The sequence below is a fragment of the Bifidobacterium longum subsp. infantis ATCC 15697 = JCM 1222 = DSM 20088 genome (assembly GCF_000269965.1).
GTDB classification, from domain to species: domain Bacteria; phylum Actinomycetota; class Actinomycetes; order Actinomycetales; family Bifidobacteriaceae; genus Bifidobacterium; species Bifidobacterium infantis.
On sequence record NC_017219.1, the window covers coordinates 1452057 to 1477364 of the forward strand.

Annotated in this window: 25 protein-coding genes, 20 tRNA genes and 1 other RNA gene; 42 read left to right on the forward strand and 4 right to left on the reverse strand. The window is 63.5% G+C overall.

The features are described 5' to 3' along the window. Positions 1 to 6: 6 nt before the first annotated feature. The 4 genes from BLIJ_RS06420 to BLIJ_RS06430 form a co-directional block, all read right to left on the reverse strand. Positions 7 to 6591, reverse strand: coding sequence for a Spy0128 family protein (locus BLIJ_RS06420; RefSeq protein WP_012577604.1), 6585 nt, complete (start codon positions 6589 to 6591; stop codon positions 7 to 9). Between the two features lie 102 nt (positions 6592 to 6693). Further along, the gene (locus BLIJ_RS15160; RefSeq protein ID WP_256756183.1) at positions 6694 to 6816 is read right to left on the reverse strand and encodes a hypothetical protein; all 123 of its coding nucleotides are present in this window, start codon (positions 6814 to 6816) and stop codon (positions 6694 to 6696) included. Between the two features lie 46 nt (positions 6817 to 6862). Then, positions 6863 to 7546, reverse strand: coding sequence for a hypothetical protein (locus tag BLIJ_RS06425; protein WP_012577605.1), 684 nt, complete (start codon positions 7544 to 7546; stop codon positions 6863 to 6865). Further along, positions 7543 to 10056 (reverse strand): bifunctional DNA primase/polymerase, encoded by a 2514-nt coding sequence (locus BLIJ_RS06430; protein WP_012577606.1) that lies wholly within the window; start codon positions 10054 to 10056, stop codon positions 7543 to 7545. Before BLIJ_RS06430 ends, BLIJ_RS06425 begins: the two co-directional genes overlap by 4 nt. Before the next feature lie 623 nt (positions 10057 to 10679). Between BLIJ_RS06430 and ssrA the strand changes: the two genes are divergently transcribed. The 42 genes from ssrA to BLIJ_RS06630 all read left to right on the forward strand — a co-directional run bounded on the left by ssrA (position 10680) and on the right by BLIJ_RS06630 (position 25301). Then, positions 10680 to 11055: a transfer-messenger RNA gene (gene ssrA / locus BLIJ_RS13135) on the forward strand. Positions 11056 to 11157: 102 nt separating this feature from the next. Next, positions 11158 to 11239 (forward strand) — tRNA-Tyr (locus tag BLIJ_RS06440). A 322-nt stretch (positions 11240 to 11561) separates the two neighbouring features. Then, positions 11562 to 11632 (forward strand) — tRNA-Trp (locus BLIJ_RS06445). Positions 11633 to 11800: 168 nt separating this feature from the next. Continuing rightward, positions 11801 to 11873 (forward strand) — tRNA-Thr (locus BLIJ_RS06450). Between the two features lie 179 nt (positions 11874 to 12052). Next, positions 12053 to 12125 (forward strand) — tRNA-Arg (locus tag BLIJ_RS06455). 4 nt (positions 12126 to 12129) lie between these two features. Beyond that, a tRNA-Ala gene (locus tag BLIJ_RS06460) sits at positions 12130 to 12201 on the forward strand. A gap of 157 nt (positions 12202 to 12358) precedes the next feature. Further along, positions 12359 to 12430, forward strand: a tRNA-Gly gene (locus tag BLIJ_RS06465). A gap of 142 nt (positions 12431 to 12572) precedes the next feature. Continuing rightward, positions 12573 to 12648: transfer RNA gene (locus BLIJ_RS06470), tRNA-Lys, on the forward strand. 164 nt (positions 12649 to 12812) lie between these two features. Then, positions 12813 to 12884, forward strand: a tRNA-Phe gene (locus BLIJ_RS06475). A 328-nt stretch (positions 12885 to 13212) separates the two neighbouring features. Then, positions 13213 to 13288: transfer RNA gene (locus BLIJ_RS06480), tRNA-Arg, on the forward strand. 51 nt (positions 13289 to 13339) lie between these two features. Next, positions 13340 to 13414 (forward strand) — tRNA-Trp (locus BLIJ_RS06485). Positions 13415 to 13538: 124 nt separating this feature from the next. Beyond that, positions 13539 to 13620, forward strand: a tRNA-Leu gene (locus tag BLIJ_RS06490). A 252-nt stretch (positions 13621 to 13872) separates the two neighbouring features. Next, positions 13873 to 13950, forward strand: a tRNA-Arg gene (locus tag BLIJ_RS06495). A gap of 46 nt (positions 13951 to 13996) precedes the next feature. After that, positions 13997 to 14081: transfer RNA gene (locus tag BLIJ_RS06500), tRNA-Ser, on the forward strand. A gap of 77 nt (positions 14082 to 14158) precedes the next feature. Next, a tRNA-Ser gene (locus BLIJ_RS14290) sits at positions 14159 to 14244 on the forward strand. A 122-nt stretch (positions 14245 to 14366) separates the two neighbouring features. Further along, positions 14367 to 14437, forward strand: a tRNA-Gln gene (locus tag BLIJ_RS06505). A 109-nt stretch (positions 14438 to 14546) separates the two neighbouring features. Further along, positions 14547 to 14619 (forward strand) — tRNA-Arg (locus BLIJ_RS06510). Between the two features lie 96 nt (positions 14620 to 14715). Beyond that, positions 14716 to 14788, forward strand: a tRNA-Arg gene (locus tag BLIJ_RS06515). A gap of 258 nt (positions 14789 to 15046) precedes the next feature. Then, positions 15047 to 15118: transfer RNA gene (locus tag BLIJ_RS06520), tRNA-Gly, on the forward strand. Positions 15119 to 15537: 419 nt separating this feature from the next. Continuing rightward, a tRNA-Leu gene (locus tag BLIJ_RS06525) sits at positions 15538 to 15614 on the forward strand. Positions 15615 to 16081: 467 nt separating this feature from the next. Continuing rightward, a tRNA-OTHER gene (locus BLIJ_RS14295) sits at positions 16082 to 16149 on the forward strand. Positions 16150 to 16344: 195 nt separating this feature from the next. Then, positions 16345 to 16557 carry a preprotein translocase subunit SecE gene (gene secE, locus BLIJ_RS06530; RefSeq protein WP_012577608.1) on the forward strand — a complete coding sequence of 71 codons (213 nt, stop codon included), beginning with the start codon at positions 16345 to 16347 and terminating at the stop codon, positions 16555 to 16557. Continuing rightward, on the forward strand, positions 16554 to 16763 hold the full coding sequence (locus tag BLIJ_RS06535; protein ID WP_041981905.1) for a hypothetical protein: 210 nt from the start codon (positions 16554 to 16556) through the stop codon (positions 16761 to 16763). The genes secE and BLIJ_RS06535 overlap by 4 nt, the downstream gene beginning before the upstream one ends. Continuing rightward, positions 16739 to 16981, forward strand: coding sequence for a preprotein translocase subunit SecG (gene secG / locus BLIJ_RS06540; protein WP_012577609.1), 243 nt, complete (start codon positions 16739 to 16741; stop codon positions 16979 to 16981). Before BLIJ_RS06535 ends, secG begins: the two co-directional genes overlap by 25 nt. Before the next feature lie 70 nt (positions 16982 to 17051). Next, positions 17052 to 17234 carry a hypothetical protein gene (locus BLIJ_RS06545; RefSeq protein WP_014484863.1) on the forward strand — a complete coding sequence of 61 codons (183 nt, stop codon included), beginning with the start codon at positions 17052 to 17054 and terminating at the stop codon, positions 17232 to 17234. Between the two features lie 368 nt (positions 17235 to 17602). Further along, positions 17603 to 17794, forward strand: a complete 192-nt coding sequence (locus BLIJ_RS06550) for a hypothetical protein (protein WP_014484865.1) — start codon at positions 17603 to 17605, stop codon at positions 17792 to 17794. Next, positions 17791 to 18249: a hypothetical protein gene (locus BLIJ_RS06555; protein WP_014484866.1), complete on the forward strand. Its 459-nt coding sequence runs from the start codon at positions 17791 to 17793 to the stop codon at positions 18247 to 18249. The genes BLIJ_RS06550 and BLIJ_RS06555 overlap by 4 nt, the downstream gene beginning before the upstream one ends. Next, the gene (locus tag BLIJ_RS06560; protein ID WP_014484867.1) at positions 18246 to 18431 is read left to right on the forward strand and encodes a hypothetical protein; all 186 of its coding nucleotides are present in this window, start codon (positions 18246 to 18248) and stop codon (positions 18429 to 18431) included. The genes BLIJ_RS06555 and BLIJ_RS06560 overlap by 4 nt, the downstream gene beginning before the upstream one ends. A gap of 14 nt (positions 18432 to 18445) precedes the next feature. After that, positions 18446 to 18730 (forward strand): WhiB family transcriptional regulator, encoded by a 285-nt coding sequence (locus BLIJ_RS06565; RefSeq protein ID WP_012577612.1) that lies wholly within the window; start codon positions 18446 to 18448, stop codon positions 18728 to 18730. Between the two features lie 149 nt (positions 18731 to 18879). Then, on the forward strand, positions 18880 to 19173 hold the full coding sequence (locus BLIJ_RS06570) for a hypothetical protein (protein WP_012577613.1): 294 nt from the start codon (positions 18880 to 18882) through the stop codon (positions 19171 to 19173). Then, positions 19173 to 19499 (forward strand): hypothetical protein, encoded by a 327-nt coding sequence (locus BLIJ_RS06575; protein ID WP_012577614.1) that lies wholly within the window; start codon positions 19173 to 19175, stop codon positions 19497 to 19499. Before BLIJ_RS06570 ends, BLIJ_RS06575 begins: the two co-directional genes overlap by 1 nt. A gap of 228 nt (positions 19500 to 19727) precedes the next feature. After that, on the forward strand, positions 19728 to 20090 hold the full coding sequence (locus BLIJ_RS06580) for a hypothetical protein (protein ID WP_014484868.1): 363 nt from the start codon (positions 19728 to 19730) through the stop codon (positions 20088 to 20090). Further along, on the forward strand, positions 20090 to 20620 hold the full coding sequence (locus BLIJ_RS06585) for a hypothetical protein (RefSeq protein ID WP_012577616.1): 531 nt from the start codon (positions 20090 to 20092) through the stop codon (positions 20618 to 20620). Before BLIJ_RS06580 ends, BLIJ_RS06585 begins: the two co-directional genes overlap by 1 nt. A 3-nt stretch (positions 20621 to 20623) precedes the next feature. Continuing rightward, positions 20624 to 20890, forward strand: a complete 267-nt coding sequence (locus BLIJ_RS06590) for a hypothetical protein (RefSeq protein ID WP_012577617.1) — start codon at positions 20624 to 20626, stop codon at positions 20888 to 20890. After that, positions 20887 to 21177, forward strand: coding sequence for a hypothetical protein (locus BLIJ_RS06595; protein WP_012577618.1), 291 nt, complete (start codon positions 20887 to 20889; stop codon positions 21175 to 21177). The genes BLIJ_RS06590 and BLIJ_RS06595 overlap by 4 nt, the downstream gene beginning before the upstream one ends. Before the next feature lie 330 nt (positions 21178 to 21507). After that, a complete protein-coding gene (locus BLIJ_RS06600) occupies positions 21508 to 21774 on the forward strand; it encodes a hypothetical protein (RefSeq protein WP_014484869.1) in 267 nt (88 codons plus the stop codon). Next, entirely contained in the window at positions 21771 to 22187 is a 417-nt protein-coding gene (locus tag BLIJ_RS06605) for a hypothetical protein (RefSeq protein ID WP_231837809.1), read from the forward strand. The genes BLIJ_RS06600 and BLIJ_RS06605 overlap by 4 nt, the downstream gene beginning before the upstream one ends. 136 nt (positions 22188 to 22323) lie before the next feature. Next, positions 22324 to 22548, forward strand: coding sequence for a hypothetical protein (locus tag BLIJ_RS06610; RefSeq protein ID WP_014484871.1), 225 nt, complete (start codon positions 22324 to 22326; stop codon positions 22546 to 22548). Continuing rightward, complete coding sequence (locus BLIJ_RS06615; RefSeq protein WP_014484872.1) at positions 22545 to 22922, forward strand: hypothetical protein; 378 nt, start codon at positions 22545 to 22547, stop codon at positions 22920 to 22922. Before BLIJ_RS06610 ends, BLIJ_RS06615 begins: the two co-directional genes overlap by 4 nt. Positions 22923 to 22931: 9 nt before the next feature. Next, positions 22932 to 23498, forward strand: coding sequence for a hypothetical protein (locus BLIJ_RS06620; protein ID WP_012577621.1), 567 nt, complete (start codon positions 22932 to 22934; stop codon positions 23496 to 23498). A 406-nt stretch (positions 23499 to 23904) separates the two neighbouring features. Then, the gene (locus tag BLIJ_RS06625) at positions 23905 to 24249 is read left to right on the forward strand and encodes a hypothetical protein (RefSeq protein WP_014484873.1); all 345 of its coding nucleotides are present in this window, start codon (positions 23905 to 23907) and stop codon (positions 24247 to 24249) included. After that, complete coding sequence (locus tag BLIJ_RS06630) at positions 24246 to 25301, forward strand: sortase domain-containing protein (protein ID WP_012577623.1); 1056 nt, start codon at positions 24246 to 24248, stop codon at positions 25299 to 25301. The genes BLIJ_RS06625 and BLIJ_RS06630 overlap by 4 nt, the downstream gene beginning before the upstream one ends. Positions 25302 to 25308 lie beyond the last annotated feature (7 nt).

Consider the following 25308-nt stretch of genomic DNA (forward strand, 5'->3'; position numbering starts at 1 on the left):
GTCGTGTCAGCGTCCGTGTCGCGGCGTCACGGCATGACGCCTACGGACGGAGTACGCGACCGTCAATCCCACTCCCAAGAGCGTGAACGCGGACAACGCCACGATGGGCGCGGATACGCCGGTCTTGGCGAGTTGGCGAATCGTCTTCACGATGGCCGGTGTCGCCGGTGGAATGTAGGAGTTGTTGAACTCGGGTCGGGTTCCGGTGACGGTGACCATGCCGGGGATCGCGGACGGCTTGTCCCCGACGGCATCCCCCTTGGTCTTGTCGGCCTTGTCGGTCGGCGTGGCGGGCATGGAGCCGGAATCCTTCTCCGAATCGTCCGTCGGGTCGTATTCGACTTTGGCGGTCAGGTTGCCTTGCAGGTCGTCGCCCACGGTGACGATCACGTGGTGTTCCGTCCTGTCGTAGGTGACGTTCTTCTCGCCGGTGTTCCTTTCCCGAATCACGTACCGGTGTTCGCCGCAATCATCCACTCCATCATTGTCTCGACCGTAGGTGAGCGGTTTGAACCGGATGTCGCCGTCCTTGTCGTTCCGTTCGGTGTCGATGACATTGCCCTTGTCGTCCACGAGTTCGAACTCGAATTCGTCGGCCTTCAGCCCGCGTCCGGTCAGGTTCTTCCTGGCCGCGAGTCCGATCATGACGTTCCCCGGCTGGTACGTGTTCTGGAAGAGGATGCTCTTTTCGCTGGCTTTGCCGTTGGAGTAGGCGACGCTGGCGGCGAGCTTGTGGCTCTTCGTGTCCTCGGTGACGGTGACGGTGACGGTGTGGACGGTCCTGTCGTAGGTGACGCCGCCCAGATTGCCGTCCTGTTCGGTCACGGTGTACGTGTACACGCCGGCCCGGTCGAACGTGAGCTTGTCGAATTCGAGGGTTCCTTCCCCTTCGCGGACGTCCGTCGCCTTGTCGGATTGCGCGTCGCGTGGAACGCGGGCGAACCGTTTGGTCTGGAGGAGGTTGCCGTCGGAATCCTTCAATTCGGCGGCGAACTCGCCATCGTTCAGATCACGTCCGGTCAGACGCTTGTCCGCCTTCACGGTCACGTCAACGGGTGTCGGCGTGTACGTGTTGCCGAATCGGATGTCATTGGCCTGACGGTCGGCGGTTGCCGCGAGCATGCCGCCTTGGTCGGTGACGGTGACGGTCACATCGTATCCCTGAGTGGAGTAGCCGATGGTCTTGTCCGTTCCGGCGACTTCCTTCACGTGATACGTGTACGCGCCGGGCATGGTGTAGACCATTTGTCCGAATGTGAATCCGCTTCCCTTGTTGGTGACGGTTACTGTTCCGTTTTGGCTTCCGGCTGGCATTGGCATGTCGTTCATGCTGATGGCGTTGCCGTCCGAATCATGTGCGGATACCGCGTTCAACTGGAACTGGAATTCACCGTCTTGTGGAACGCGGCTGGTTGCCGTATCCGTGTTGACGATGTTTTTCACGCCGCTGATAGAGTATCCGATGTTCTTCGGACTGTAATGGTTGGTGAACGTGATGTTCTTGCCGTTAGCGCCGGTGATCGGGGTGATGGTCTTGGATACGACGGCCAGCTTGCCCGTATGGTCAACATCCTTGACCACGTAGGTGATGGTCGCAATCGTCCCGTCCGTGGTGACGCCCGGAACGGTCGTATCCTGTTCCGACATGGTGAACACGTAGGTGCCGACGAGCGGGAACGACAGTTGGTCGAATCGGATGTTGCCCTGCTGGTCGTTCCGTTTCGTCTGGTCGGCGTTCGACACGTTGGCGGGCGCGGACTGTTGTTGGAGCGTGAATGCGAAGTCTTCGCCCTTGAGCGTGTACTTGTTGCCCTTGGAGGAGGCCATCGTCTTCACTGCGGTCGGATTGTCCGTGGCGGGTTGCGCATGGTACGTGTTGGTGAATTCCGGAATGTTGGTTCCGTTATCATACTTCACGTCGGCCAACAGTTGGCCTTCGCCATTGTCGGTGACGGTGACCCTCACGTGGTGTTTCGCGGCATCATACGTGACGCCGCCCCTGTCGCCGGGGGTTTCCCCGATGGTGTAGTCGTACGTTCCCGGCCGCGTGTAGGAGATGGCGTCGAACAGGACGTCGCCCCGCTGGTCGTTGGTCTTCGCCGTGCCGACCTGGCCGCCTGTCTTGTCCTCGACGCAGGTGAACTCGTATTGTCCGGCCTGCAGTCGGATGCCCGTATGGTCGGGGTCGTTGAGGGTCTTGTGCGCGCGGAATTGCACGCTGACCGGTTGCGCCTTGTACGTGTTCGTGAACTGGATGGCGTCGGATTGGACGCCGTCGCACGTCGTGTTGGCGGTGATGCGACGGGTGAACGTGGTCAAATCGTCCGTGACGGTGACGGTCAGGATCCAAGTGCGGCTGTCGTAGGTGACTCCCGCATTGTCTCCCTTGCGTTCCTTGACCTGATACCGGTAGACGCCGTCCGTGGGGAACGCGTTGGAGTTGATTTGGACGGTCTGCGTCCTGTTGTCGGCGAACGTGATGGTGGAGGGCACCGCGTTCGCGGGCGCGCCGTCCAACGCGGTGATGTCCGCGACGTACCTGTCCCTGTCGGTCCAAGCGCCGTTCGGACGCCCGTCCAGCACCTTGACCGCTTTGAACGTGGCGGGCGTGGCGGGCATGAGCGTGCCGCTCATGCCGTGGTCCTCGTTCGGGTCCTCGTACACGGCGGACGTCATCTCGTCCAACGCGGGGAACGGTTTCAGCGTGATGACGCCGGCGACCATGTTGCCGTGCGAATCGTTCTCCCGGTCGCTGTCGGAGTCGGTCGCCTCGCTGGCGTCCTTCGCGTTCTTGACGGTGACGTTCTGCCTGTGCCAGGCGGTGCCGGTTTTCGGCGTGAACCTGAGCTTGAACCCGGAACCTGCCGGAATGGAACCGATTTCGTAGTGGCCGTTCCTGTCGGTGACGGTGGTGCAGGGTTTGCCGTCCACACTGGTGACTGTCCTGCCGTTGCCATCCACGAGGGTGACGGTCACGTCCGCGAGAAGCCTGTCCGAATCCTGTCGGATGCCGTCATGATTGGTGTCGAACCATGCGACGCCGTTGACCTTGCGTTCCACGACCTGCGTGACCGCGTCCACCTTGTTGTCGCCGTCCGCCCACCGGTTCACGTACGAGTCCGCCGCCTTGTTGCCTGTAGGCTTGATGCTCAGGCTGAAATCGTAGCGGGCGTTGGCGGGCAGGCTTGGCGAGGTGAACGCCCATGCCACCGGCTTGCTGTAGCCGTCGGGGATGGTCACCTTGCCTGTGGTCGCATTCACCGTGGCTTCAGTCCATTGTTGGACCTGTTCGCGGGTTATCTTCGTCGCGTCCACGTTGCGCCACTTCTGGTCGGTCGTGAAGTAGGCTTTGACGCCGTTCATGCTTGCGCCCGCACCCGCCTTGACGGTGAGTCCGGCCATCACGTAGTCGCCGTGATAGTTGGACTGGTTCAAGCCCTTGCAGGGCATGACGTCCACCGCATACGGGTCGGTTTTCTCGTCCTTGGAGAAGTTGCCCAGCATGTTCCTGAATCCCAACGGGCGGTTGATGTCGTTCAGCAGCGGGTCGGCGCGGGTCGCCAACGCGGTCGCGCGCGTGCGGGACACGCGAACCGTCATGTCGGCTATCTGCGCTTTTGGAGCCAATGGGGGAGCCATGTTGCGTTTCGACTGGATGGTCGCATGGTTCGTGAACGAATCGTTGTTCCTCACGTCATGGTCGGGGTCGGACGCGTCCCCGATGGTGGTGGAATAGTGGATGACGGTCTGCGTGCCGGAGTCGGCGCGCGCCCCGTTCACCCTGATGGTCATGGTGGTGGTGCCGTCCTTGTTTGCGACGATCGTCGGCGTGACGGGGGTGCCGCCGGTGACCGTGCCCTTGTCGGGCGTATGCTGCGAGTACTGGCCGCCGACCGTCATGGAACCGTCCACGTAGGTCAGGCTCTTGGGCAGCGTGTCGGTGATGATGTAGTCGGTCGTGTATTGTCCGCCGTCCGTGGTCGTGGACGTGTCGGCGGTGGCGGTGAGCTTCCAGTCCACCGCACGCTGTTCCTTGTCCAAATCGTAGACGGTTTTAACGTTGCCTGCCTCGTTGGTCTGCTCGACCTGTTTGGCGATGTGCGGTGTTTCGCCGGCTATGTACAGGCTGTCGCCTTTCAGGGTGTCGGCGGTGTCGCCGCCCTGATAGGCGCCGTTGTCGTCGAACGTGGCGGGACGGTACGTGTCGCCGCTGTAGGTCAGGTCGGGTTTCACGCTGTTCGCGTATTCGGGCAGTCGGGTGGTGAGATTGTCGGACCATCGCTGCCATTGCGTGTCCGGCGCGTCCGCGTTCAGGTTCGCGGTCCGGGCGAGGCTGTTGCGCGTCCAGTAGGCGGTTTCGGCGACGATGGGTGTGACCGTGCCGATTCTCGCGGTGTCGAGGATGCGGGCGGGCAGGGAGACGATCGGCGTGAACGTTCGGTTGAAGCTCGTGCCGGTCGGGTCCACCGTGTTGTGGTCTTCGAACAGCATGCCGACTATCGTGCCATGGGTTTTCGCCTCGTTGAGGGTCGGATAGTAGTCGAGGCCGCTGATTTTCGTGTCGCGCTGCTCCCTGTAGTCCTTCCAGTTGGTGCCGTCTTTTTTGACGGCGTACCAGTAGGGGATTGCGTTCGACCGTTTGGCTGCCCTCATGCCCCACGTGAAAACGTTCATGGGGATGGTCGGCTGCGTGTCGGGATGGTCGTCCACCGGTTCGATGCTGTTCGGGTCGAGTTTGACCAGGCCCATGCCCATCACTTCGGCGTCGCCTTCGGACTGGATGGTGATGTTGTGGCCTATTTGGAGGCGTAGTTTCGACCCCTGTATGAGACTGTCGGACCCGTTGCCGTAGTCGGGTTGCGTCCAGTCGCAGCTCGTGCCCGCATCGTTCCATGAACGGTCGTTGTTCCAGCACGTGTATCGGACGCGCGTACTGTACGTGCCCGGCATGCGGACGGTCATGGCCGAACCCGCATGGTCGTCACCGGTGGAGGCCTGGTTCGAATTGTCTTCCGCCGTGGCGAGACGGTCTCCGCTGACGCCGGTGGCCGTCAATCCCATGTCGTCCATGGTGATGTTGGCCGTCTGGTCCACGTTCCCGTAATATTGCGCCACGGTCCGGCCGTCACGGCTGGTGGGTGTGATGAACTGCAATACGTCCGTGTGGATGGCTCCGACCTGCATGGTGGAGCAGTCCGACGTCATGTAATCCGTGCTGCATTTATTATGTGTGCCGTTCAGTTTATTGTGGATGGGGAAGACGGACGTGTCGTACCCGTCGAACGAGACGGTCACGTCCGTGCCCTGCCCGCCGGTCTTGGTCGTGATTGTCGTGTTGCCACGCGCCACCCTGTCATATCCGTCCGCACGGTCGGCGACGCCCGGAGCCTGATACCGTAGGTCGCCCATCCATGCGAACGTCCGCCCATACTTCGAATCTTCGTTGTCGATATGCCCGTAATCGTAGAGCAACGGCTGCCAACGGCGTTCCATCGGATGCTTCGTCCCGGTCTTCGTATCATCCGAATACTGGTTGGACAAGCGAAGCCTATAGGTGATCCTGCCGGACGGAGCCTCCAACCCCTTCAAACCCTTCGTCCGGTCGGGCCAACGCATCTCCGTGACCAATGCGATGCCCAAACCCAAGCCGGTCACCTTGCCCTCGTCCTTGTTGGGCGCGTTCGCCGCACCCGAGGAGAAGTCGAACACGCCCCTGTCCACGTTGCCGTAGTTGACCATGCGCACGTTCAGGTTGAGTTTCGCGCTGACGGTCACATCCTTCGGCGTGTCCTCGGCCCGTTTGTGCGTGCCCGTGTTCGTCGGGTTCGAGGCGTCCCATGCGGGCCACGCCTTGACGGTCGGATGGAACCGGTAGCCGTGGGGCGCGCCCTTGACGGCGACCGACAGGCCGATGGAACCGGTGCCGGGGTTCACGGTCGGCGACTGGCTGGTCGGCTCCAACAGACGGTAGCAGGTGTACACCTGCGTGACGGTCCCGTTGATGGTTTCCGTGGTGAGTTTCGGCTCGTAGCCGGGCGTATGGTCCACCCAGCCCATCTTCTCCGCGTCGAACGTGACCTTATCGGCCGGATACGGCAGCTCGAACCGGAAGCCGACGCGCGTGCGCCGATAATAGTCCATGGTCGAGTCGGGGGTGAGCGTGTACTCGTAGTCGTAGGTCACCGTATCGTAGGAGCGGACGATGTCGTTGTTCTCGTCCTTGTCGTCGCCGCGTTCGTTGTCCTTGTCGAACGGCGCGGTGCCGGTGATGCGGTCGGTGAGCCTGAGCCTGCTCACGGCGGCGCTGTCCGTGTCGAGCATGTCGTGGACGGTCACGTCCGGCGCGGCCTGACCCGCGTCCGTCTGCGGAGCGGATTGCGCGGGCGCACCGGTGCCGGATTGTTTGTCCGCCCCGGTTCCGGCCTCGTCGCCGCCTGTGGTCGTCTTCACGTCGGGTTCGGCTTGGATTCGCGTGGACGTGCCTATGGTCGTATCGTCCGCATACGCGGCGGAAACGGCCGACGCACCTGAGCCGAACAGCGTCACGGACGCGAGTATGAGCGCGACGATCTTTCTCAGACCGGTTTTCATCGTCTTTCGGTTCCTTTCGGGGATGTGCCGTGAATGAATACGGCTGTTCCAATAGTGTGTGGAGGATGGGTCCCAAGTACGGTTTGCAGGAGAGTTCCCGGCTCACGTCGTCCGACCGTCTCCGGTCGGGTGACGGTCGGACGGCGGGGATGGGGCCAGTGTCAGGGCGGCCAGCATGCTCGCGGCCGCGCAGGCCATTGCCGTCACGATCTTGTCGTTCCTCATGGTTCCCTCTCCGGCAGATCCCCACGCGGGATCCGACGGAGGGGGCCTATGCGGGCGTGCACATGCCGCGCAGACGCCCGCAGGCGAGCGCGTCGTCCATGCCGCGTCGCATCCCATCGAGGATCCGGCATGCGGCCGGATCGCCGTGGCGGGCGATACTCGTCCATTGGACGACGGTGAGCATGCCGCCCATGCCCGTCGCGATGAGCGCGTCGTACGCGTGGGTGTCGATCAGCTCGTCCAGGCGGCGTCCCGCCAGGACGGGCATGTCCGGGTGCAGCCGGTCGTGGACGATCATGCGCGCCACGTCGCCCATGCCGCCGCGCATGTACCGGTCGAGACGCAGGGGTCCGGCCTCGTGGAACCATCGTTCCGCGGGACGGCGGACGGCCCGCGTGTCCGCCATGATCAGCCGGTCCGGATAGCATGCGGCGAGCGCGGCCGCGACGGCGGGCGCGGGATGCGGGTCCATGCCGTCGATGATCCGGTCGGCCAGCCGGTCCGCGTCCGGGGTGAGCATCCACCCGTATCCGTCCGCCCACTCGTGCAACTGCCTGTATTCGTCGCTCGGATGTTCGGGCATGTGGTCGATGAACGCGGTGTGCCGTTCGCCGCGCCCGTCGATGAGCGCCCCGCAGCTGTTGTCGTCCCTGCCTGCCGTCCGGTCGCCGCGTCCCGTGGCGCGCGTCGAGACCAGGAGCCGCCATTCGTCCGTGCTCATGCCCATCATCGGTCTCCTTCCACCGAGCTTCTCACGCTTTTCACGATCTGGAGCGTCTCGCGTTCGGGCAGCCCGCTGATCCGCCCGCGTTCCATGATGTCCCGGGCGATCCGCTCCCCGTCCTCGGGATGGTTCTTCCAACGCCCGTACCCCCACCGGTAGAGCGTGTCGTTGCGCCGTCCCTCGGGGATGGGGCTCATGTCCGGCTCCCCCTCCGGGCTTCCCGGCATGCCGGGGGAGGGCAGGTCGAACGCGGCCGCCGTCCGCGCGGGGGCGGGGGCGTGACGGGGTTTGTCGGTCGCGTCGACGCGTTCCGCCCAGCGCAGGAACGCGTCGGACAGGTCGGGGATCCGATCCTCGGGCCGGTCTATCGGCGTGTAGCGTCGCCCGTCGGGCAGGACGGACCCGCCCATGACCACGTAGCCGTCGCGGCCGATCTTGAAGTCGATCTGGCCTCCGTTGTGCGTCCTGGATTTCAGGCGCGCCCCGTCAGGGATGTGATAGAGGAGGTGCACGCCGCCGGACGGGGTGCGCACCGCGAACGTGCGCGGCAGGGGCGGCGTCCCGTACGGGCCGACGTCCGTCTGGATCTGCTCCCAGCCGGACATCTGATCCTGCTTGTGGCAGTCGAGGTCCACCCACATGTAGTCGTCGGCGACGGTCGTCCCGTAGATCGGCTTCGACGGGTCGATCCGGTGCGACATGTCCACCCGCGGATCCTGGCATGCGTCCTTCCAGGAATGGTGGGGCACGTCGCTGGACGGGCTCTTGTCCGCATGGCAGGGGAAGATCCGCGGATCCGCCTCCCGGATCATGTCCGCCCACGCGTCCGGGTCCGTGACCTTGAGATCCCGGTCGGGGACGGGCCGTATCACGGGTTCGTCGGCGGGCATGCCGGACACGGCGGCCGCGCACGCCTTCCATACGGCGTGCAGGCCGTCGCCCTCGGGGGCGGGCCGGTATGCGGTGTGCGGACGCCCGTCCTCGCTGCCGATGCGCGTGCTGGTGCGCACCAGGCCGATGTTCTTCCAGTTGACGCGCATGCCGGGGTCGGGGATCACGACGCCCGTGTCGAGCACGCTGCGGATGGCGGCGACCTCCATGTCGGACAGGCTTTCCAAGTCAATGAACGCGACGGACCGGCATTGCCGGTCGCCGATCGTCAGCCATGTGATCGCGCCGATCAGCATGAACGGCCAGAACCCGTGTTTGCGGCGGAACGGGAGATAATGGCGGGCGCGCGTCGTCGGCGAGGCGATGGTGCTGAACGCGAAGCGGCGTTGTTCGGCTTCGGAGCTGGACACGGGCAGATGGTAGTTCGTGGTGATCAGGTGCACGCTTTGCGGCATGCCGTCCACGCTGTTCTCGCCCTGGCGGCGCGCGGAGAAGGGGAGAAGCCCGGTCAGGAGGGTCTTCAGGTTCGGCAGGCTCTTCTCAAACCTGCCGTGGGTCGGATCGTAGTCGTCGGACAGGGCGAGCAGGTGGCTCATCAGGTCGCCCATCTTGTTCTCGGCGCTCATGGCGGTCGGCTGGGCGAGCAGGTCGAGGCTCATGGTCGTGGCCTGGTCGCCGAGATGCTCCATGAGGTCCTTGGCGAGCGTGCTTTTGCCGGTGCCGCCCGGCCCCTGGTACACGTACGCGCATTCCGGATGGCTGCGGAGGAACGGGGCGGCGAGCGAACGTTGCAGGTTGAGGGTGCTGTCCGTGTCATGGCCGGTCCACTGGTCGAGGATCCATCCGGCCTCGTTCGCGAGCGTCGTGGCCTGTTCGCACGTGCATCCGGTCTCCACCGTGTAGGTCATGGGCTCGTCGACCCGGTTCGGCGTCATCTCCCGGAGCGTGGCCTTCCTGAAATCCGGTTCCCGGCATTCGAGGTCTTTCGCGCCGGTCCAGGAGCGGGTGGCGCCGGATCGGGTCTCGGTGCGCGTCCACGCGCCGGACACGGGGTCGTGTTCGAAGCGGATCTCCCCGTCCGTGCACACGAAGCTGCATCCGCGGCGTATGGTCTGTCCGGCGAGGAGGAGCGAGTCCTTGACCCATCCGTCGTCTCCGTCCAATTGGTCGGCCTTGGCCTTGGAGCCGCCGTAGGCGATGCGCACGGGTCCGATGGGCGCCCATCGGCTGGGCGCGCGTTCGACGGTGTGGTCGGGCAGGACGCGCCGGTAGAGGATGCCCTTGCCGGGAGCCTGCGGGTCGGGCAGGACGCGCAGGTCGGGGTCGGGGCACACGATCTCGCTGATCATGCGGATCGCCCACATGGGCATGAGGCCGCTCGGATCGGTCCATGTCCATGTGCTCGCCCCGTCCCTCTGCACGAGGCTCCGCAGCGTGGGGATGCCGGCCACGCCGGTCGCGGGGTCGCCGGCCATGGGGTGGATGGTGTTGCATACGCCGGTCACGCCCGTCGGGTTCCGGAGCAGCACGTGCTGGTCGGCGACGCGGGCGAGGAACGCCCCGTCCGCGTGCCCGGGGGTGGCCGGGCACGTGATGCCGGGACGGCCGTACTGGTTTTCGATCATGCGCACATGTATGCGTCACGTGAGGGGCGGGGCCGGACGGGCATGGCCCGGGGCTTTGCAATATCGTATAGTTTTCCGACCCTTTTTGTATGCATGTATGCATCTGTATGCATCCGGGGATGCATACAAAAAAAGCCCGGAAAAAGGCCCGAAAACCCTTATATATAAAGGAAAAAATAAAATTCCTTTCTCTTGTATGCATTGTATGCATCAATATAAGGGGTTTCCTTCCCTTTTCTCGAATCCTCTATAAGGGAATGATGCATACAATGCATACACGCCCCCGGACCACCCCCGGAACGTTGGAACCAAGCCGAAACGGGAAGAAAAAATGTATGCATCCCCGGATGCATACGGATGCATACAGGCCGGCCGGAATGCATACACGGCCCGCATAGGGGATCGCCGCGACCGGGGACGCATACCGTCGCATGCCACCGCACGGACGGTCGGCGACGAGACTTGAAAACCGAAGAGCGACATCAGGAACATTCTTGTCCAAGGCGACTCATACCCGCATGGGCGTGAGGACAAGACCTTGGATCAAACGCCACCCCTGCAAGGTGGCGGCAGTAAAGACATGGGTCGGATGGCTGATGTTCACGCCATTCGACCCATGTCACGGGGCTGACAGGCTTTCGATGGCCTGCCGGAGACCATTTGCTACGTGCCGGAGGCCGGCAGGGACAACCGTCATCGACCTTGCCGCAAGAACGAACGCCAACACCGTTTCTTCTTCCCGTTTCACCCTCGCAGCGTGAAACCCGGCTTTGACTCCATTGCCGATTAACGGGTCAAAGCCGGAGAACTTCGAATCGGACTGGTCGGACAGTCGGACGATGGATTCGCCCGGCCAGCATACGAACATCGTCTACAAGCCGTGCGGGTTCGCCGAACGCACCCGTCCACGGATGAGCGTCAAGCGTCGGATACGCACGTGACGGCAAGCAATGGTTGACGGCAGGCCAGACCCGGGTTCGATTCTCGGCAGCTCCACGACCCTGATCCATCTCCCATGAGCTTGTGCAGACTCACGGTCTGCGGGTACAGATGAACGGGGCACGGTACGCATCGCACCGTGACGGGCAAAAGCGATGCACCGGTGGCGTGGCCCAGCGGCGACGGCAGCAGACTGTAACTCTGCGACAGAGAAACACCGGAGGTTCGAGTCCTCCCGCCACCACTATCCGCCTGGTCGCAAACAGGCGGATCAACGACAGGCGGTTTGATTCGCTGTCAGGCCAGTCCCATTGGATCGACAGAGAACGGTAGAAGCCGGGATGACACCTGGTCATGAGACGACGGGATTCCGGTCGGTTTCGTAGCCCGGTCCAGCAGAACGGCCCGAATCAATCGGGTAGGCCGGCGGAGCGAAGCCGCCCGAAGCCACTCGGCCGGCGGAACGCGTTCCGTCGGCCTGCCGTCCGGGGACGCATACCATGCCATGCCGCCGCGGACACGGCCGGCATGGCATGGTTGAAAACCGAAGAGCGGAAACAATGAACGCGCCATCGGGACAGCGGCAGCCCGACGGTCTCCAAAACCGTAGACGGAGGTTCGACTCCTCCATGGCGCGCGAAGCGGCGGACCCGTCCCGGCGGGATCCGGACGGGTCCGCGCAGGCCCGTGCCGCGAAAACGGCGCGCCCCTCGGACCGGACGATGGCATGCCCCTCCTCCCGGTCCGGTCCCATGTGGCGGGTGCGTGGGGGTCGTCGCCGGACGGCCGGGGGTTTCCGGCATTCGCCCCGGTAGCTCAGCAGGCAGAGCGTCCGCCTCGTAAGCGGAAGGTCGCCGGATCGTGTCCGGCCCGGGGCTCGAAGCGGCTCATGGCGTGAACGCCGCCCGCACGCGACGCCGTACACTCTCCGCGCGCGGGAACGATGGCATGCGAGACGGGTTCTTTCTTCTGCCTCGTCCGGGACCATGCCAGCGCCATGATCCGTTTCCCATCCCCGCCCGTGCGGGGACGCATGCCGTCGCATGGGCGGATGCACGCCCTTGTAGCTCAGGGGATAGAGCACCGGATTCCGGATCCGGGTGTCGCCCGTTCGAATCGGGTCAGGGGCACTTCGGGGCCGTCGCCCAGTGGCAGGGCGTCCCGTCCGCAACGGGAAGGTCGCGGGTTCGAACCCCGCCGGCTCCACGACATGCGGCATGCCGCCGCGTGTAAGCGCAGACATTCCGAGGAACGACGTCACGTCAAGACGGCGCGCCCCCGCGATGGAATACGCAGACAGCGGCCTCCCGCCGGCCGCGCGCGAGACGGCGGGGCCGGCCGGCCCGTCCACGGGCCGGCCCGTGCGGATGTGGTGCAGCGGCAGCACGCCTGCTTCCCAAGCAGGAGACCGCGGGTTCGAACCCCGTCATCCGCTCTATCCGGAAAACCAGGACAATGGATCCGATCCAACAATGGGACTCGTAACCGCCCTTTCCATGTGGACGCTTCCGGAGAAAACATGGACGAACAGCCTCGGCATGGGCACGCAGCGTCAAGGAATAAGGAAACATGCCATCGCCCCTCTAGTTCAGCGGTCAGAATACCGGACTTTTAATCCGTTTGTGGTCGTGGGTTCGAATCCCACGGGGGGCACGATGCTTGGTACATCGCCATGCATAAGCGCATCAATCTATTATCAGATAGGCTGCGGCAGCTTCTTCTTCCGGCCGCGCGCGAAACAGGGGAAGGAAAACACACAGTGCGACGGACCGGGGAAGGGCCTATAACCCAGATCCCATAACAGTCCGTCGTACGGCGCCTTTGTGGCTTAAATGGTAGAGCAACGGTCTGAAGCACCGTGGATGCTGGTTCGATTCCAGACGGAGGCACGAAGCAATCCATCCGATCAATGGACTGCTTTCAGGGAGTGATCGAACAATCGCATCGGAAACGAGACGATAAGATGAGCCGGGCCCGGCAGGGTGGTTTGCGACCGAACCGGCGGCACGTCCAGAGGGGATCTGACATGATCTCGTTTGTCCTCGACGTTGCTGGTAAAACCCAATCCAGTCTCCCGATTCCCCTCCATCTGTCATTCAGGACGGATGGGGAGGACGCTCTTTTTGCAGCTATGGTCTGCGGAGCGACATCAATGAGGACCATGCCGAACACGGCCCGGCACAGGCGTACGTCGTTAAAGGAACGAAATGTGCCATCGCCCTCGTAGCTCAATCGGATTCAGAGCGTTGGTCTACGGAACCAGAGGTTGCGGGTTCGAACCCCGCCGAGGGCACTCGGAACAGGAAGCTACTCCGCTACCTATCTTCGGCTTCCTGCTCCTCATGCGTCGGTAGCTTAACGGCAGAGTACCGGTCTCCAAAACCGGTGGGTGTGAGGTCGAGACTCACCCGACGTGCCAGGACGGTATTGTTTGGCTCCTTACTCACTCACGGATTCGTCAAGCCGAATGATACCGTCCCACCCGGTTCCGATCGTCGTTTGAAGGATTTCCTATTCTCTTCGGCTGTTCGACCGGAACCATCGCCCCGTTGGCGGAACTGGTAGACGCATCCGGCTCAAACCCGGATTCCTGACGGAGTGGGGGTTCGAATCCCTCATGGGGCACTATCCGGTGGATGCCTTTCATGCTCGCTTCGAAAGATTTTCATCGGATATTCTTCCGACCGTCAAGCCTGGTTTCTTTCTTCCTTCATTGACGGGCGCGACGGATTCCAGCCGCCCCGGAGTCGGACGGCGGAAGAAAAAACGACTCCACATCATCGTGGATGGCCGGTTTGAAAACAGATAACCAATGCGAAATTACTCCTTTGGAAAAGGGTTGTCGATTTTTTTGAACCACCCGGCCATCCATCATCCGCTTCCGTAGCTCAGTGGAATCAGAGCAGACGGCTTCTAATCGTCCGGTCGTGGGTTCGAATCCCACCGGGAGCACCAGATCCACAGAATACGTCAACCAGTTTGTTCCTTCGCGTGGATCAGTGGAGTAGTGGCAGAGCGGTCGAATGCGACTGTCCCGAAAGCAGCAGGGGCGCAAGCCCCCGGAGGTTCAAATCCTCCCTACTCCGCGAACCCCGCATGAAAATCGTTCCCATGAGGGGATCGAGGTTTGGCCGGTGTGCCCCGTACTGAAAACACCGGCATGGGATGGTGGGCCGTGCGGCAAAGGCGCAGTCCTGCTAAGACTGTTGGGGCGGAAGTCCCCGGCGAGTTCGACTCTCGCACCATCCGCTAGCCGATCAACAATGTGTTAGGCCACGGGATAGGGCCTGGAATCCAGTCAGCAAAAACAGGTTTTGGATCGGCATGGCGGAACGCAGTCGGGCATACGCGTCCGATGCGTTCGCGCACATTCCTCCTTGGTGTAACGGCAGCACACGGGTCTTTGGAACCTTTGGTCCTGGTTCGAATCCAGGAGGAGGAGCTTAGCGGCAGCACGTCGAATTGATTTTCCCTCTACACTCGATTCGATGTTTGTTGTACCGGACATACAGGAGGTCAGGCGTCAACCCAGGCCGCGAAAACGACGCCACGCCCTTGTAGCTCAGTGGATAGAGCGTCCGTCTCCGGAGCGGAAGGCCACGAGTCCGATTCTCGTTGAGGGCACGCACGAAACTCCGCCAACCATAATGCGTGGAGTCCTCTTCTTCTCTTCTCTCTCAAACCGTCGCGCCTCGTACGGTTCGTGCATCACGAGGCAACGCCCTTGTAGCTCAACGGATAGAGCGCCGGTTTCCTAAACCGGGCGCAGCCGGTCCGACTCCGGCCAAGGGCACGAGTGCGGCATTTGATGGTTTGACACTCTCAAAAAATCGAAACCATTGGAGTCCCGACCGGCCTCCGTTGTAACGAATCCTCGGTCAGGCGAACCGCATGGGCATGCGATCATGACGCGCGGCCATGCGGGGCATTGGTGTAAATGGACAGCACGCCATCCCCTGTGGGTGGAGGTCCGGGTTCGAGGCCCGAGATGTCCGCTAAGGAATCCACTGAAAAAAAAATCAAGGTGAAGCGTGTCCGTGGATTCCTTTTCGCGGTGTTGGCGCAATGGTCAGCGCCCCGGTCTTCCAAACCGGTGATGCGGGTTCGATTCCCGTACACCGCCCGATACGATTCCATGCCCGTTGGGAGTTCCCGGCGGGATGTCATGACCATGCGGGTCGTGTCCGATGGTCCGCGTCTCCGTTTGTTCGACGGACACGCAGACCATCATTAGCGCCCATCAGCCTATGAGTGGCCGATGCGAACAGTCCCCCGTCGGAGGGATTGGCGTGAATCCGATAAAGCCTATCCGCCGAGTGCGGACAAGGTTTCCTGAGACGTGGGCGACCGTGTCTCTTGTCAGCCGAACCACAGGATGTGGGAACGATTTCGGTGGAGCATGGGCGCCACGGCCCGTGATCCCCGTCATGCCCCATGCCGCAGTACGCGCGTCCACCGCAGGCATGGGTGCAGGGATCCGGCACAAGCGGCCGGATCGATCGTGGACCGCGCGGGCATATCCCTGCGGGTTGCTCGCGCAACGCTTTCGTAGCCCAACCGGTAGAGGCGACAGTCTAAGGAACTGTCCGGTCCGGGTTCGAATCCCGGCGAAAGCACCAGCGGAAACACGGGCGTCAACGCCACCCATGCAGGTCTTGAAATCTTGCCTGTTTCGGGAACGATGTATTATGAGACCTTCGCATAACTGGGGCCGATGACCAATACAGCGCCCGTTTCCGCACCCAACTTGCGAATATGATGTCAACGCCGCCACCCGCCCGCTGCCATATTGTGACGGAGTGGAACGATGGGCGCAGACGAAGGGTTTGCACCTCAACGACCCTGCAGAATCGTCACCCCAGCATCCTATCCGCAGCCACACGTTAGCTCCGCCACCGTGAACCGAGTAGCGGTGGATGCCGTTGCAGCGGCGTGAGAGTCCTGCGGTCCTGCAAGACGCGGCAGGATGGCATCCCATAATTCCAAACGCTTAAGGGGATTGCCACCGTCATCCGCCAACGGCGGAAAGCAAGGGTCGTCCCGGTGCGCCGGGATATGAGTCGTCGGCTGGAATGCCGATGGCGGTGGCTTCGTCATCCAACAGGTAGGATGCGCCGCTCGGCGTAATGCGGGTTCGAATCCCGTCGAGGCACGATGGGCCCAGTGTCCGCATGTGATTCAGCTGGGTTCCCGAACGGGAGATAGTTTGCGATCGGTGGCATGAGTCGATCGCAGGACAAGCACTCCTTTGCTCGCATGGCCCATCCGCCGTTCCTCATGCCAGAACGGTTCCGCCCCTCCCGCGTCGCGGGAGGGGCTTTTCCGTTTTCCGGACGCATAGGAGCAGGCATGGAAAGAAAATCGTTGGCATACGACCCGTTTCAGCCGATAGGCCGATTCTGCCGGCAGATCGTGGACGAACTGCGCAAGACCGTGACTCCGGCCGCCCGTGAATGGCTGGCCTGGAGTATCGCCGCATTCGTGTTCGTCATCCCGCTCATGGCATTGGCCGCGGGCATGGATCTCGGTATCGGCAGACTCACTCTCATGGTGTTCGGATGACGGTCGCACATCCCGTGAACCTTGCCATGCTGATATGGATGGGCATCGCCCTGCTCGCATTTCTTCTCATGAGCGTATGGACGGACGATCCGGAGCGTCGCAGCACCTACCTCCGTTGGGCTGTCGCGTATCTGACGGCCCTGATCGTCTTCATCGCCATCTTCTATTCCGAAGGGACCCTATGGCCGTTCTCATCGTCGTTCTGAAAACCATCGTCGCCGTCCTGAGCGTCCTGCTATCCCTGCTGATCCTCCTGCACAAGGGCAAGGGCGGGGGATTGTCCGACATGTTCGGCGGCGGCCTGACCGCCAACGCGGGCACATCCGGGGCCGCGGAGAGGAACCTGAACCGTTGGACGGTCGGCATCGCGACCCTCTGGGTTTTGCTGATCGTCTCGATCAGCCTCGTCGCAAAAACCATCTGACGAAACAGGAAAGGAGGAAGGCTTGTTTCCTCCCCGCCCTGAAGGGCGGAGTCTCCACAGGCCAAACAAGATGAAAAACAACTGGTTCTGCCCCAACTGCGGGCAACCGATGGAAGCGCAACGCCACGTGGACAATCCCACCGGCAGCATCACATGGACAATCGGCTGCCTCAACCCGGAACACTTCCACACGCGCGGATACGTGAACGCCGCCATCGCCGAAATCCAACTCGAGAAACTCCTCCACCAGTGAAATACATTAGCATCTTCAGCGGAATAGAAGCCGCCACCGTTTTGCCGTGAGGGTGCCCCCGCCTTTAGGCGTGGGGAGGACGTCAAGGTGGGGGAGGGCATGGGCCCGCCCTGTCCGCATAGCGGCATGCGTATCCGGAAAAAACGAAAAGGAGCGATCATCATGATTTCCGTCATATGCCTGTTCGCGGGGTTCGCCGCGGGCTTCTTCACCGCATCCATGTGCATGGCCTCCCGTCGGGGCGATCGCATGCGGCCGGACGGGCGCTGACCAAATTGGCGGCGCAAGCCCCGCCTTTTAAGGCTGGGGTCAACCGGGGGACGCATACGCGGGGCATGGAAACGTACGATACGGGACGGGGGACGGCCTTGGAAAGCGAATTCGAACACATGGCGGATCTGGTGCTCGTCATCCTGTGCGTGGCGGGCGGCATGCTCATGTGGCAGACCCATGGCTGGCTCATGGCCGTCAGCTCGATCATGTTCGCCGCGGGCGGCACGCTGCTGGCCGTCCACTGGTGCGCGGTCTCCATGCGCCGCATGGGGGAGGACGGCCGATGATGCGCCCGTCACGACTGTCCGCCTCCTACGCGAGCCTCCTGCCCGCGTTGAACCGTCTCGGCTACCGGGCGGACGTGAGGGAGGCGTTCGTCTGCGGGTCGCGTTGCGTGGTCGTCGTGTCGGGCGCGCCCGCCACGCGCGTCCTCAACGACGGCTCATGGGAGCGCGACGACGGTCTGAGCGGCCCCGATCCGGCCGGCCTGCTCGCCCTGTACCGCGACGAGCGCGCCCATATGGCCGTGAGGAACCTTGTACGCCATGATTTGAAGGGCGTGGCCCGCGACATCCTCGTCGCCGACGGCATACCCGTCGGCGTGATCCTGGACGTCGAGGAACAAGGCGGCGGGCTCGCCGTCTCGTTCCGGCGTGTCGAAGGCGTGCCCGAGGACACGGTGATACACGATTGGACGGCGCGCGCCAAGGCCGTGCCCGCATTGTTGGAGGAGATCGCGTGAACGATGAGCAGTTGGAACGCCTGGCCGAGGCGCACAGGGAGGGCATGAGCGCCACCGAACTGGCGACGAGGACAGGCCTGCCATGGCGGACGGTCGCCGACGCGATTTGCGTGACGCGCGACCGTACGGTCGGGCCCATACCCCATGTCGTGTTCCTGCAACCCCCATGCGCGCGCCGATGATCGGGATACCGCCCATGGCCGGATCCGACTGGATGCGGCGCGCCGCATGCACGCGCATGGAGCCCGACATCTTCTACCCGGTCGGAGACGGGGCGTACGCGCGTGAGATGACCGAGATCGCGAAACAGGCGTGCCTGTCCTGCCCGGTGCGGGCCGAATGCCTCCGCCAGGCGTTGGAGACGGGCGAACAGTACGGGATCTGGGGCGGCATGACCCCGGAGGAACGGCGTGACCTGGCGCGCCGGGACATGCGGCGCCGTCGTTTCGCCGCCGCCAGGATGCGGGGCGTCGCGCGTTGACCGCGGCCGTCGCCGGCCTCGTCCCGCTCGTCGACGCCGTCCGCCACCCGGTCCCGTTGAAGATATCCATGCGGCCCATGCTGGGCGCATCATGTGACGCATACCTTTCGCCGACCGGGAATCGTCGTTTCGAACAAGGAGGGGTCCGTATGGGTCTGCATGTTCCGGAGGGATATCATTTCCTCGGCGAATGGGGGCGCGCGTGGCGCGATCCGAAGACCGGGTGCTGGACGGTCGCGGGCATGCGCGAGGGTTCGGAGGGCCGTGTCGTGCTGTCGGACGGGGAGGCGAGGGCGTTCGCCCGCCTGGTATGCCGGGACGGGCCTGCGGCGTTCGCCACGCCGGCCGAAAACGAGACGGCCGTGAACGCCGTTGAGGGCGCGGGCGGCGAACAGGCGCGCATCCACGCCGCCGAAGCCCTGCACCGGTTGGGGCGCGTCTGATGGACGCGTACTGGCTGGGCGTGCTCACCCCGTTCGCGATCATACTGGCGGTTCTCCTGCTGTGGCTGGCCGGCAGCCTGTTCGCCGCGATCGTCGGCTGGGCGTGGAAGCAGGCGCATTACGGGCTGCTGAAGAAGGGTTGGATCGCCGAGGACTACGACGAGGATTCAGGGGAATGGACCACCCGCCCCGGCGCGGAACGCCTGGCGGCCGCCCTGACCCGGTACGGCGAATACCGGATGTTTCCATGCTTCGGCTGGATGATCCTCATCGTCCGCGACCACAAGCCGAACGACAAGGAACATGGCAGACGGCCTGACGGTTAGCGCGTTCCCTGGCATGGTCGCCGATCTGGCTCGCCGACCATGCCCGCATGTTCGGCGAGCCAGATCGGCGACACGACGGTCCTGCACCGGTATTTCGACGACCGGGCCAAGGCCGAGTAATGGGCGATCCGGTTCGTCGACCGGCTGAAACGCCGCGAACATCCCAAGGAAAGGAACAAGGCATGAGCGAATTCAAAATCATACTCACCGACACGGAGCGCATAATGGGTGGATTACCACCTCGACACCGGCACCAGACGCGATGGTCCGGTCACGGCGCCCGAAATGGTCGGAACCGTCGAAGTGGCCTACGTGTGGCTTGACAAAGACCTTGAGGACCGGGAATCGACCGTCACCATCCCCACACCCTGCAACTGTCCGGTCTGCGGCGCCCCGCCGGACGTGCTGGAGGATGCGCTGGCCGAATTCGAAGACGGGGACAGGGTCGCATACCGGGTCGTCTGCCCGGAATGCATGGCCGCAACCGGCATCACCGGATATCTGCCGGAAAGCGAGAGCGCGCACGCGCGGCTGATCCGCGAGGCGTTCGACAAGTGGAACCGGCACGAACTGCATTGGAGGTTCAGCTGATGGAGCTTGTCGAATACGCTCAGGCGGTGGACCATTCGCGGATGCCATTGCTGTTGAGGGTCCTGAATGCTCTCGGTTGGTATGCCTTCCTCGCGGACATTCCGCTCATGGTGTATGCCTATTGCCTGGTGATGGCACGGAACGGCTTTCCTAATCTCACGATGGACGAGGGCAGGCTCGTCGGCGCATCGGTGCTGCTGCCGTTCGTCGCCCTCGCGCTCATGTCCCCGGCCGAGAACTGGAACCCCCGAGGCCCGAAGCCGAAGACCATGGACGAGTATGTGGGCGACGTGTGGAATCTCGATGGTCTCGCGATCGCCGAACCCGGATATATGGACCCGTTGTCCGGTTTCCCCCGAATCAAAGGATCCTACCGGGTTTCATGGAAGCGGAACGGGCGGCGCGTCGAAGGCACGCTGGGCATCGACGGGGCAAACGTCGAACTGCGCGATAACCAAGGGATGATTGTTTCCCCGGTGAATCCAGGGACACCGGTATGGAAGCCGGGCGCGAAACATTCGAAAGGGTAGCCGATGGAATTCACCGACAGCGACGAACTACGCCGCGATATTCTCGCCAACCCGTATCTGCCCGAGCATCTGCGCGAACGGGCGAAGAACGATACAAGCGAACACTGCCGTGCCGAGGATGCCGACAATCTGCTGGAAGTCGACCGGCTCGCGGGCCATGGGCTCGTCCGCTTCCACATCGAATCCGGCAACGCATCCATGCACGTGGACGTGCCGGATGATGCCGCCCGAAGCATCGCCCGGTGGATCCTCGACCATACGGACGAGTGAAGGAGCACATCACGAAGAATATCTTTTTCCTGGATTCCGTCATCGGACTCATCGAACGGGACAAAGCCCATGCCATACGGTTTGCACGGACCGGGGCGGCTCTGATGCTGATTGCAGTGGGAACGCTGGTATTCGGCGCTTGTGTTCTCCTGACAGGAATCCCTCTTGTCGTTCTGGTTGCCGCGTTCGCGATCTGCTCGTTTATCGGAAGCCAACTGTTCGGCGGCGCGATTCTGGTGATGGAGGAAGACCAACGGAAACGACCAACACAACGGGACGAACGGTAATGAAAACTCAAGTGCGCACGTCCGACGCAAATCCGTTCCGTCCAGGGAGCTCTCCACGTTCATCCTGCACCGGGATACGGGCGCCACGGATCCGGATCGGCCGTTCAAACACGAATGCTCGTGCGGCCGCTGGGTCACCGCTTTGGACTGGCATCTGCACGGGTGCTGGACGGGTTCCGAATGCCAGTACGACGAGCCTCCAAGCGTCCTCCACGAATATGAGAGGTTTCTCGCATACGACCTGTTGTGCGAGGCATTGGGGCAGGTCGGAGTGCTGGCGCCCATCCGATACGAACACCCATCCCGTATGGGAAGAGGGAGGAGGAACCCATGCGTGGTTTCATGCGATTCATCGGATTGGGCCGTCTGCTGACGGTCGGCGCGATCGCGTTCGCCGTCACCCTGGCCGCGGCGCTGGCGGCGTTCCTTTGCGACCGGCTGGGCGTCGGTATCCCGTGGCTTCCGTTCGGCCTGCATGCGGTATCCGTGCTGGGCGGACTGACCGCCGCGGTCACGCTGACGGCCGCCGACATCAGGAACGACATACGGCGCATCGGCAGGAACATCGAAGCCTCGGAACGATCGGAACGCAAATGAGCGTATTGGATATGACCGGCATTCCCGACGACGGTTCGCTCGAGGATCAATTGAAGTGGCGCCGGTATGCGAACCGGGTGGACGAACTGTTCAAGCCGGACAAACGCAAGCGCGAGAGGCTGGTGAAGGCGCTGGAAGGATACTCGAGGGCGGCGCGTGAGGCACGCCGGCTCGCCTACGAATTGTGGGCTTCGGAGACGGAATGGTTCGAAGGATGCAAGAGGCAGGCGGCCGACGAACAGGACATCGATCTCGAATACGATCCGGAACCCGACACGGATCCGGATCTGGCCGCGTTCTGGCAACGGTTGGAGGAGTTCGCGGACTGTGACAGCACTTTGATGGAATCGGCGGAATCGGCCGATGGGCTGATCGGGCTGCTCGCAGGCGGAGAACGCCGGCCCCGCCAATAGTCGAACAAATGTTCTAACATGTGGGTCGTGGACGACCGGCATCTGACCCCAAGAGACAAAACCGAACTCGGCATCCAGGCCCGGCTCATCGCCCGGGCGCCTTGACTGGGACAGCACGGAGCCATGGACGCCGCGCATGGCCTATCTGTGGCAGCGGATCGCCATGGAACGCGCCCGCCTCAAGAGACGCCCCATACGCGGCCATGCCGGACACGTCGGCGTCGCCCGGTGGACGCCCGCGGAACGCAGGCCCGCCGAACCCGCGAGGATCAGCCCATGGCCGGACGAGCCGCCCGACCTCGACTGGGGCGACGACGATGCCGAACCCCGACCGGCGCGGGACGCATACCCCGCACCATGAACGACGAGACCATCAGATCATATCTGACCGCCCGCGACGTGCCGGCCGGCACGGACCCGCTGCCCGGATGCGTGGCATGGGCGGACGCGGACCCGCATAACACGCGCACCGTCGGCCTGTCCGTGCACACGATGACCGACCCGCCGGTCCCGTTCAACGCGTTCGACGGCCTGTTCGCCGCCGACGACCCGGACGGGGAGCACGGGTTCGAACCCCGTTACGAGCCGACCGCCCGCCCCATGGCGGGCGTCCCCGTGTTCGCCACGCCGGCCGCCACCGCCATGGACGAGAGGAACACGGAGGTGGCGGTGGATACTTGTGGACAACAACAAGGTCGGTCTCGCCGGCCCCCATGGGATCCTGCTAACGAGTAAGGAATCTTAATGCGTAAAACAATGACCTATGAGCAGTTGGAATTGAACGGCTGTTACGCGATGCTATGCGAGGCCTTACGCGCATGGCATCGGATGCAAAAGGACCATCTTCGGGAGACCGCCGCGAAGGTCCTGAAGGACGTATACGGGTACGAGTTCCACTTGAACGGCGGCGGCTGCCCATGGCGCCTCCCCTCCGTCGACCATGAGTGGGCGGCGAACGGGATGCGGGCGCTCGGCCTGCCGGCGGACAGGTTCGAAGACAACGCCATCGTCCTCGCCCGACTGCTTGACGGACAGGCGGGGGACTATGAGCTCGCTTCGGGGCGCATGCCGGAAACACCGGAGACCGCGTATGGTTCCGATGTCGACAGGTTCGGCGTGGTGGAGCAATTCCATAATGCGTTCCGCCGTATCACCATCAACTGGGACAGTGCCTTGGACCGCAAGACCATGGACGCGAACCTGGAACGGCTGCTGCCATTGGCCGCGCATACGGTGCGGATCGAACGCGAGGGCGGCATCCCGGACCTGCGCCCCATGCTCGAGCTGTGCCGGAAGACGCACAAGCAGTAAAACGCCGCAATCACATCCGGAGCCGCCCTCCTGACGGTCCTCCTGATGGTCTCGAACCTTTTGCCCAACTGGATCAAAGCCTGCCGCTCGGCCTGTCCGACTCCGACATGGGCATGGCATCCCTGGGAAACGGGGCATGGATCACCCCGGCGGGCATGACCGTGACGGCCGCCGGAGCCGCATACGCGGCCATACGCCGCCATGTCGCACGCAAGGCCATTCGGACGGCATGGGCGGGAGGCACGGCGTCTACCGCCCGCCCCCATGCCTCCCCGCGCCGGACGGTAGACGACCGGAGAAGAACACCCCCGGCCAAACCCCACGCACCGGAACGCATACCCCCGTCGGACGGCGCATAGGATCCGCGTCGAAAACACGACCCGCAGAAACGGGAGAGGAGACGCGCATGGGCGCAGACGATCCGATCAGGGACAAATACACGCACGCCATAAACTGGGACTACGCCAGCCACGACCCGCAGATCCTACGATTGCGCGAACAGCTGGCACGCGAATACGACGCGGCGAACGGGATCATGATCCCCCTCGACCCCAAGGACACGATGTCCGCGTTCCGCAAGATCGCCAGACTCGTCCTCGACGGGCTCGCCGCCAAGAACCTCGTCGCCCGGCCCGACCTCGTCTACAAGGCCATGTTCCCCTTCCCCGACACGCCCGGATACGCGGACCTCGTCATCCTCGACGCGGTCACACGAACCCTCGGACGCCATGAGGACGGGGAAGAGCGTTGACCGGCCGGCACACGCGCCCACGCCCCCGCACGGGACGGCGCATCCTCCAGCTCCTGTCCGGGCTGAGCCTCACGCTCGCCATCCTGTGCGCGTACCACGTCGGCTGGATATGGTGGGGCGACTCGCTCGACAGCATCCACACGCAGCAGACCCTCGCCGCCCGCCACGGCGTCAAGGACGTGGACGCGGGCGACACGACCCGGATCGCGAAACCCAGGGACGGCGACCCGCCCAAGGAGACCGAACCCGCATACGGAACCGTCCTCGGATGGATGTGGATACCCCGGTTCGGCAACGACTGGAAACGCGCCATCCAGGAAGGCACCGACACGAACGTGCTCGCCAACCAGGGGATAGGCCACTACGAGCACACGCCCATGCCCGGCGGGAAAGGCAACAGCGCGTACGCGGGACACCGCACGCCCGGCGACCTGGGACCCGCCGACACGCTGCAGCCCGGCGACCCGATCGTCATCCAGACCGCCGGACACTGGTACATATACCGGGTGCAATCCTCATGGATGACCACGCCCGACGACATCGGCGTGCTCGAACCGGACGGGGACGCGCGCACCATCACGCTCACCACCTGCAAATGGTCGCTCGACGAGGCCGACAGCCTGTCCGCGCGCCTCATCGTGCGCGGACGCCTCGAATCCTGGTCGGACGTCAAGGACGGGATCCCCGCCGAACTCGCCGGGACGGCCGCACGGCCCGCCGCGACGGCACGCACGACCGTCAGCCGCGTCATACGGCATATGAGTGCCGCCATGCCCGTCAGCCGCATCCTCGCCGTCATGGCGGGCGGCGTCTGGCTCCTGCTCGCGGGCCTCGCATGGCTCATATGGCATGGGGGCAGGCCCCGGCGCGAACCGACATGGAATCCGCTGACCCTCGCCTGGCGCCTCCAGACGGGACCCATCCCATTGCGGACCATCCTCTTCATCCTGTTCTGGACCATGATCCTGTTCGCCGAATGGGCGTGGCTCAGCCCCTGGCTCGACGCGACGATCCCCCTGTTCTCCACCAGCCCGTCCATGACGGGCGCATAGGTGGCGC

Bases quoted from the DNA above. Each gene is read 5' to 3' on its own strand.
- BLIJ_RS06420 (WP_012577604.1), bottom strand. From the start codon at position 6,591: ATGAAAACCGGTCTGAGAAAGATCGTCGCGCTCATACTCGCGTCCGTG.
- BLIJ_RS15160 (WP_256756183.1), bottom strand. From the start codon at position 6,816: ATGAGGAACGACAAGATCGTGACGGCAATGGCCTGCGCGGCCGCGAGC.
- BLIJ_RS06425 (WP_012577605.1), bottom strand. From the start codon at position 7,546: ATGATGGGCATGAGCACGGACGAATGGCGGCTCCTGGTCTCGACGCGC.
- BLIJ_RS06430 (WP_012577606.1), bottom strand. From the start codon at position 10,056: ATGATCGAAAACCAGTACGGCCGTCCCGGCATCACGTGCCCGGCCACC.
- secE (WP_012577608.1), top strand. From the start codon at position 16,345: ATGGAAAGAAAATCGTTGGCATACGACCCGTTTCAGCCGATAGGCCGA.
- BLIJ_RS06535 (WP_041981905.1), top strand. From the start codon at position 16,554: ATGACGGTCGCACATCCCGTGAACCTTGCCATGCTGATATGGATGGGC.
- secG (WP_012577609.1), top strand. From the start codon at position 16,739: ATGGCCGTTCTCATCGTCGTTCTGAAAACCATCGTCGCCGTCCTGAGC.
- BLIJ_RS06545 (WP_014484863.1), top strand. From the start codon at position 17,052: ATGAAAAACAACTGGTTCTGCCCCAACTGCGGGCAACCGATGGAAGCG.
- BLIJ_RS06555 (WP_014484866.1), top strand. From the start codon at position 17,791: ATGATGCGCCCGTCACGACTGTCCGCCTCCTACGCGAGCCTCCTGCCC.
- BLIJ_RS06565 (WP_012577612.1), top strand. From the start codon at position 18,446: ATGGCCGGATCCGACTGGATGCGGCGCGCCGCATGCACGCGCATGGAG.
- BLIJ_RS06570 (WP_012577613.1), top strand. From the start codon at position 18,880: ATGGGTCTGCATGTTCCGGAGGGATATCATTTCCTCGGCGAATGGGGG.
- BLIJ_RS06575 (WP_012577614.1), top strand. From the start codon at position 19,173: ATGGACGCGTACTGGCTGGGCGTGCTCACCCCGTTCGCGATCATACTG.
- BLIJ_RS06585 (WP_012577616.1), top strand. From the start codon at position 20,090: ATGGAGCTTGTCGAATACGCTCAGGCGGTGGACCATTCGCGGATGCCA.
- BLIJ_RS06590 (WP_012577617.1), top strand. From the start codon at position 20,624: ATGGAATTCACCGACAGCGACGAACTACGCCGCGATATTCTCGCCAAC.
- BLIJ_RS06600 (WP_014484869.1), top strand. From the start codon at position 21,508: ATGCGTGGTTTCATGCGATTCATCGGATTGGGCCGTCTGCTGACGGTC.
- BLIJ_RS06605 (WP_231837809.1), top strand. From the start codon at position 21,771: ATGAGCGTATTGGATATGACCGGCATTCCCGACGACGGTTCGCTCGAG.
- BLIJ_RS06610 (WP_014484871.1), top strand. From the start codon at position 22,324: ATGGCCTATCTGTGGCAGCGGATCGCCATGGAACGCGCCCGCCTCAAG.
- BLIJ_RS06615 (WP_014484872.1), top strand. From the start codon at position 22,545: ATGAACGACGAGACCATCAGATCATATCTGACCGCCCGCGACGTGCCG.
- BLIJ_RS06620 (WP_012577621.1), top strand. From the start codon at position 22,932: ATGCGTAAAACAATGACCTATGAGCAGTTGGAATTGAACGGCTGTTAC.
- BLIJ_RS06625 (WP_014484873.1), top strand. From the start codon at position 23,905: ATGGGCGCAGACGATCCGATCAGGGACAAATACACGCACGCCATAAAC.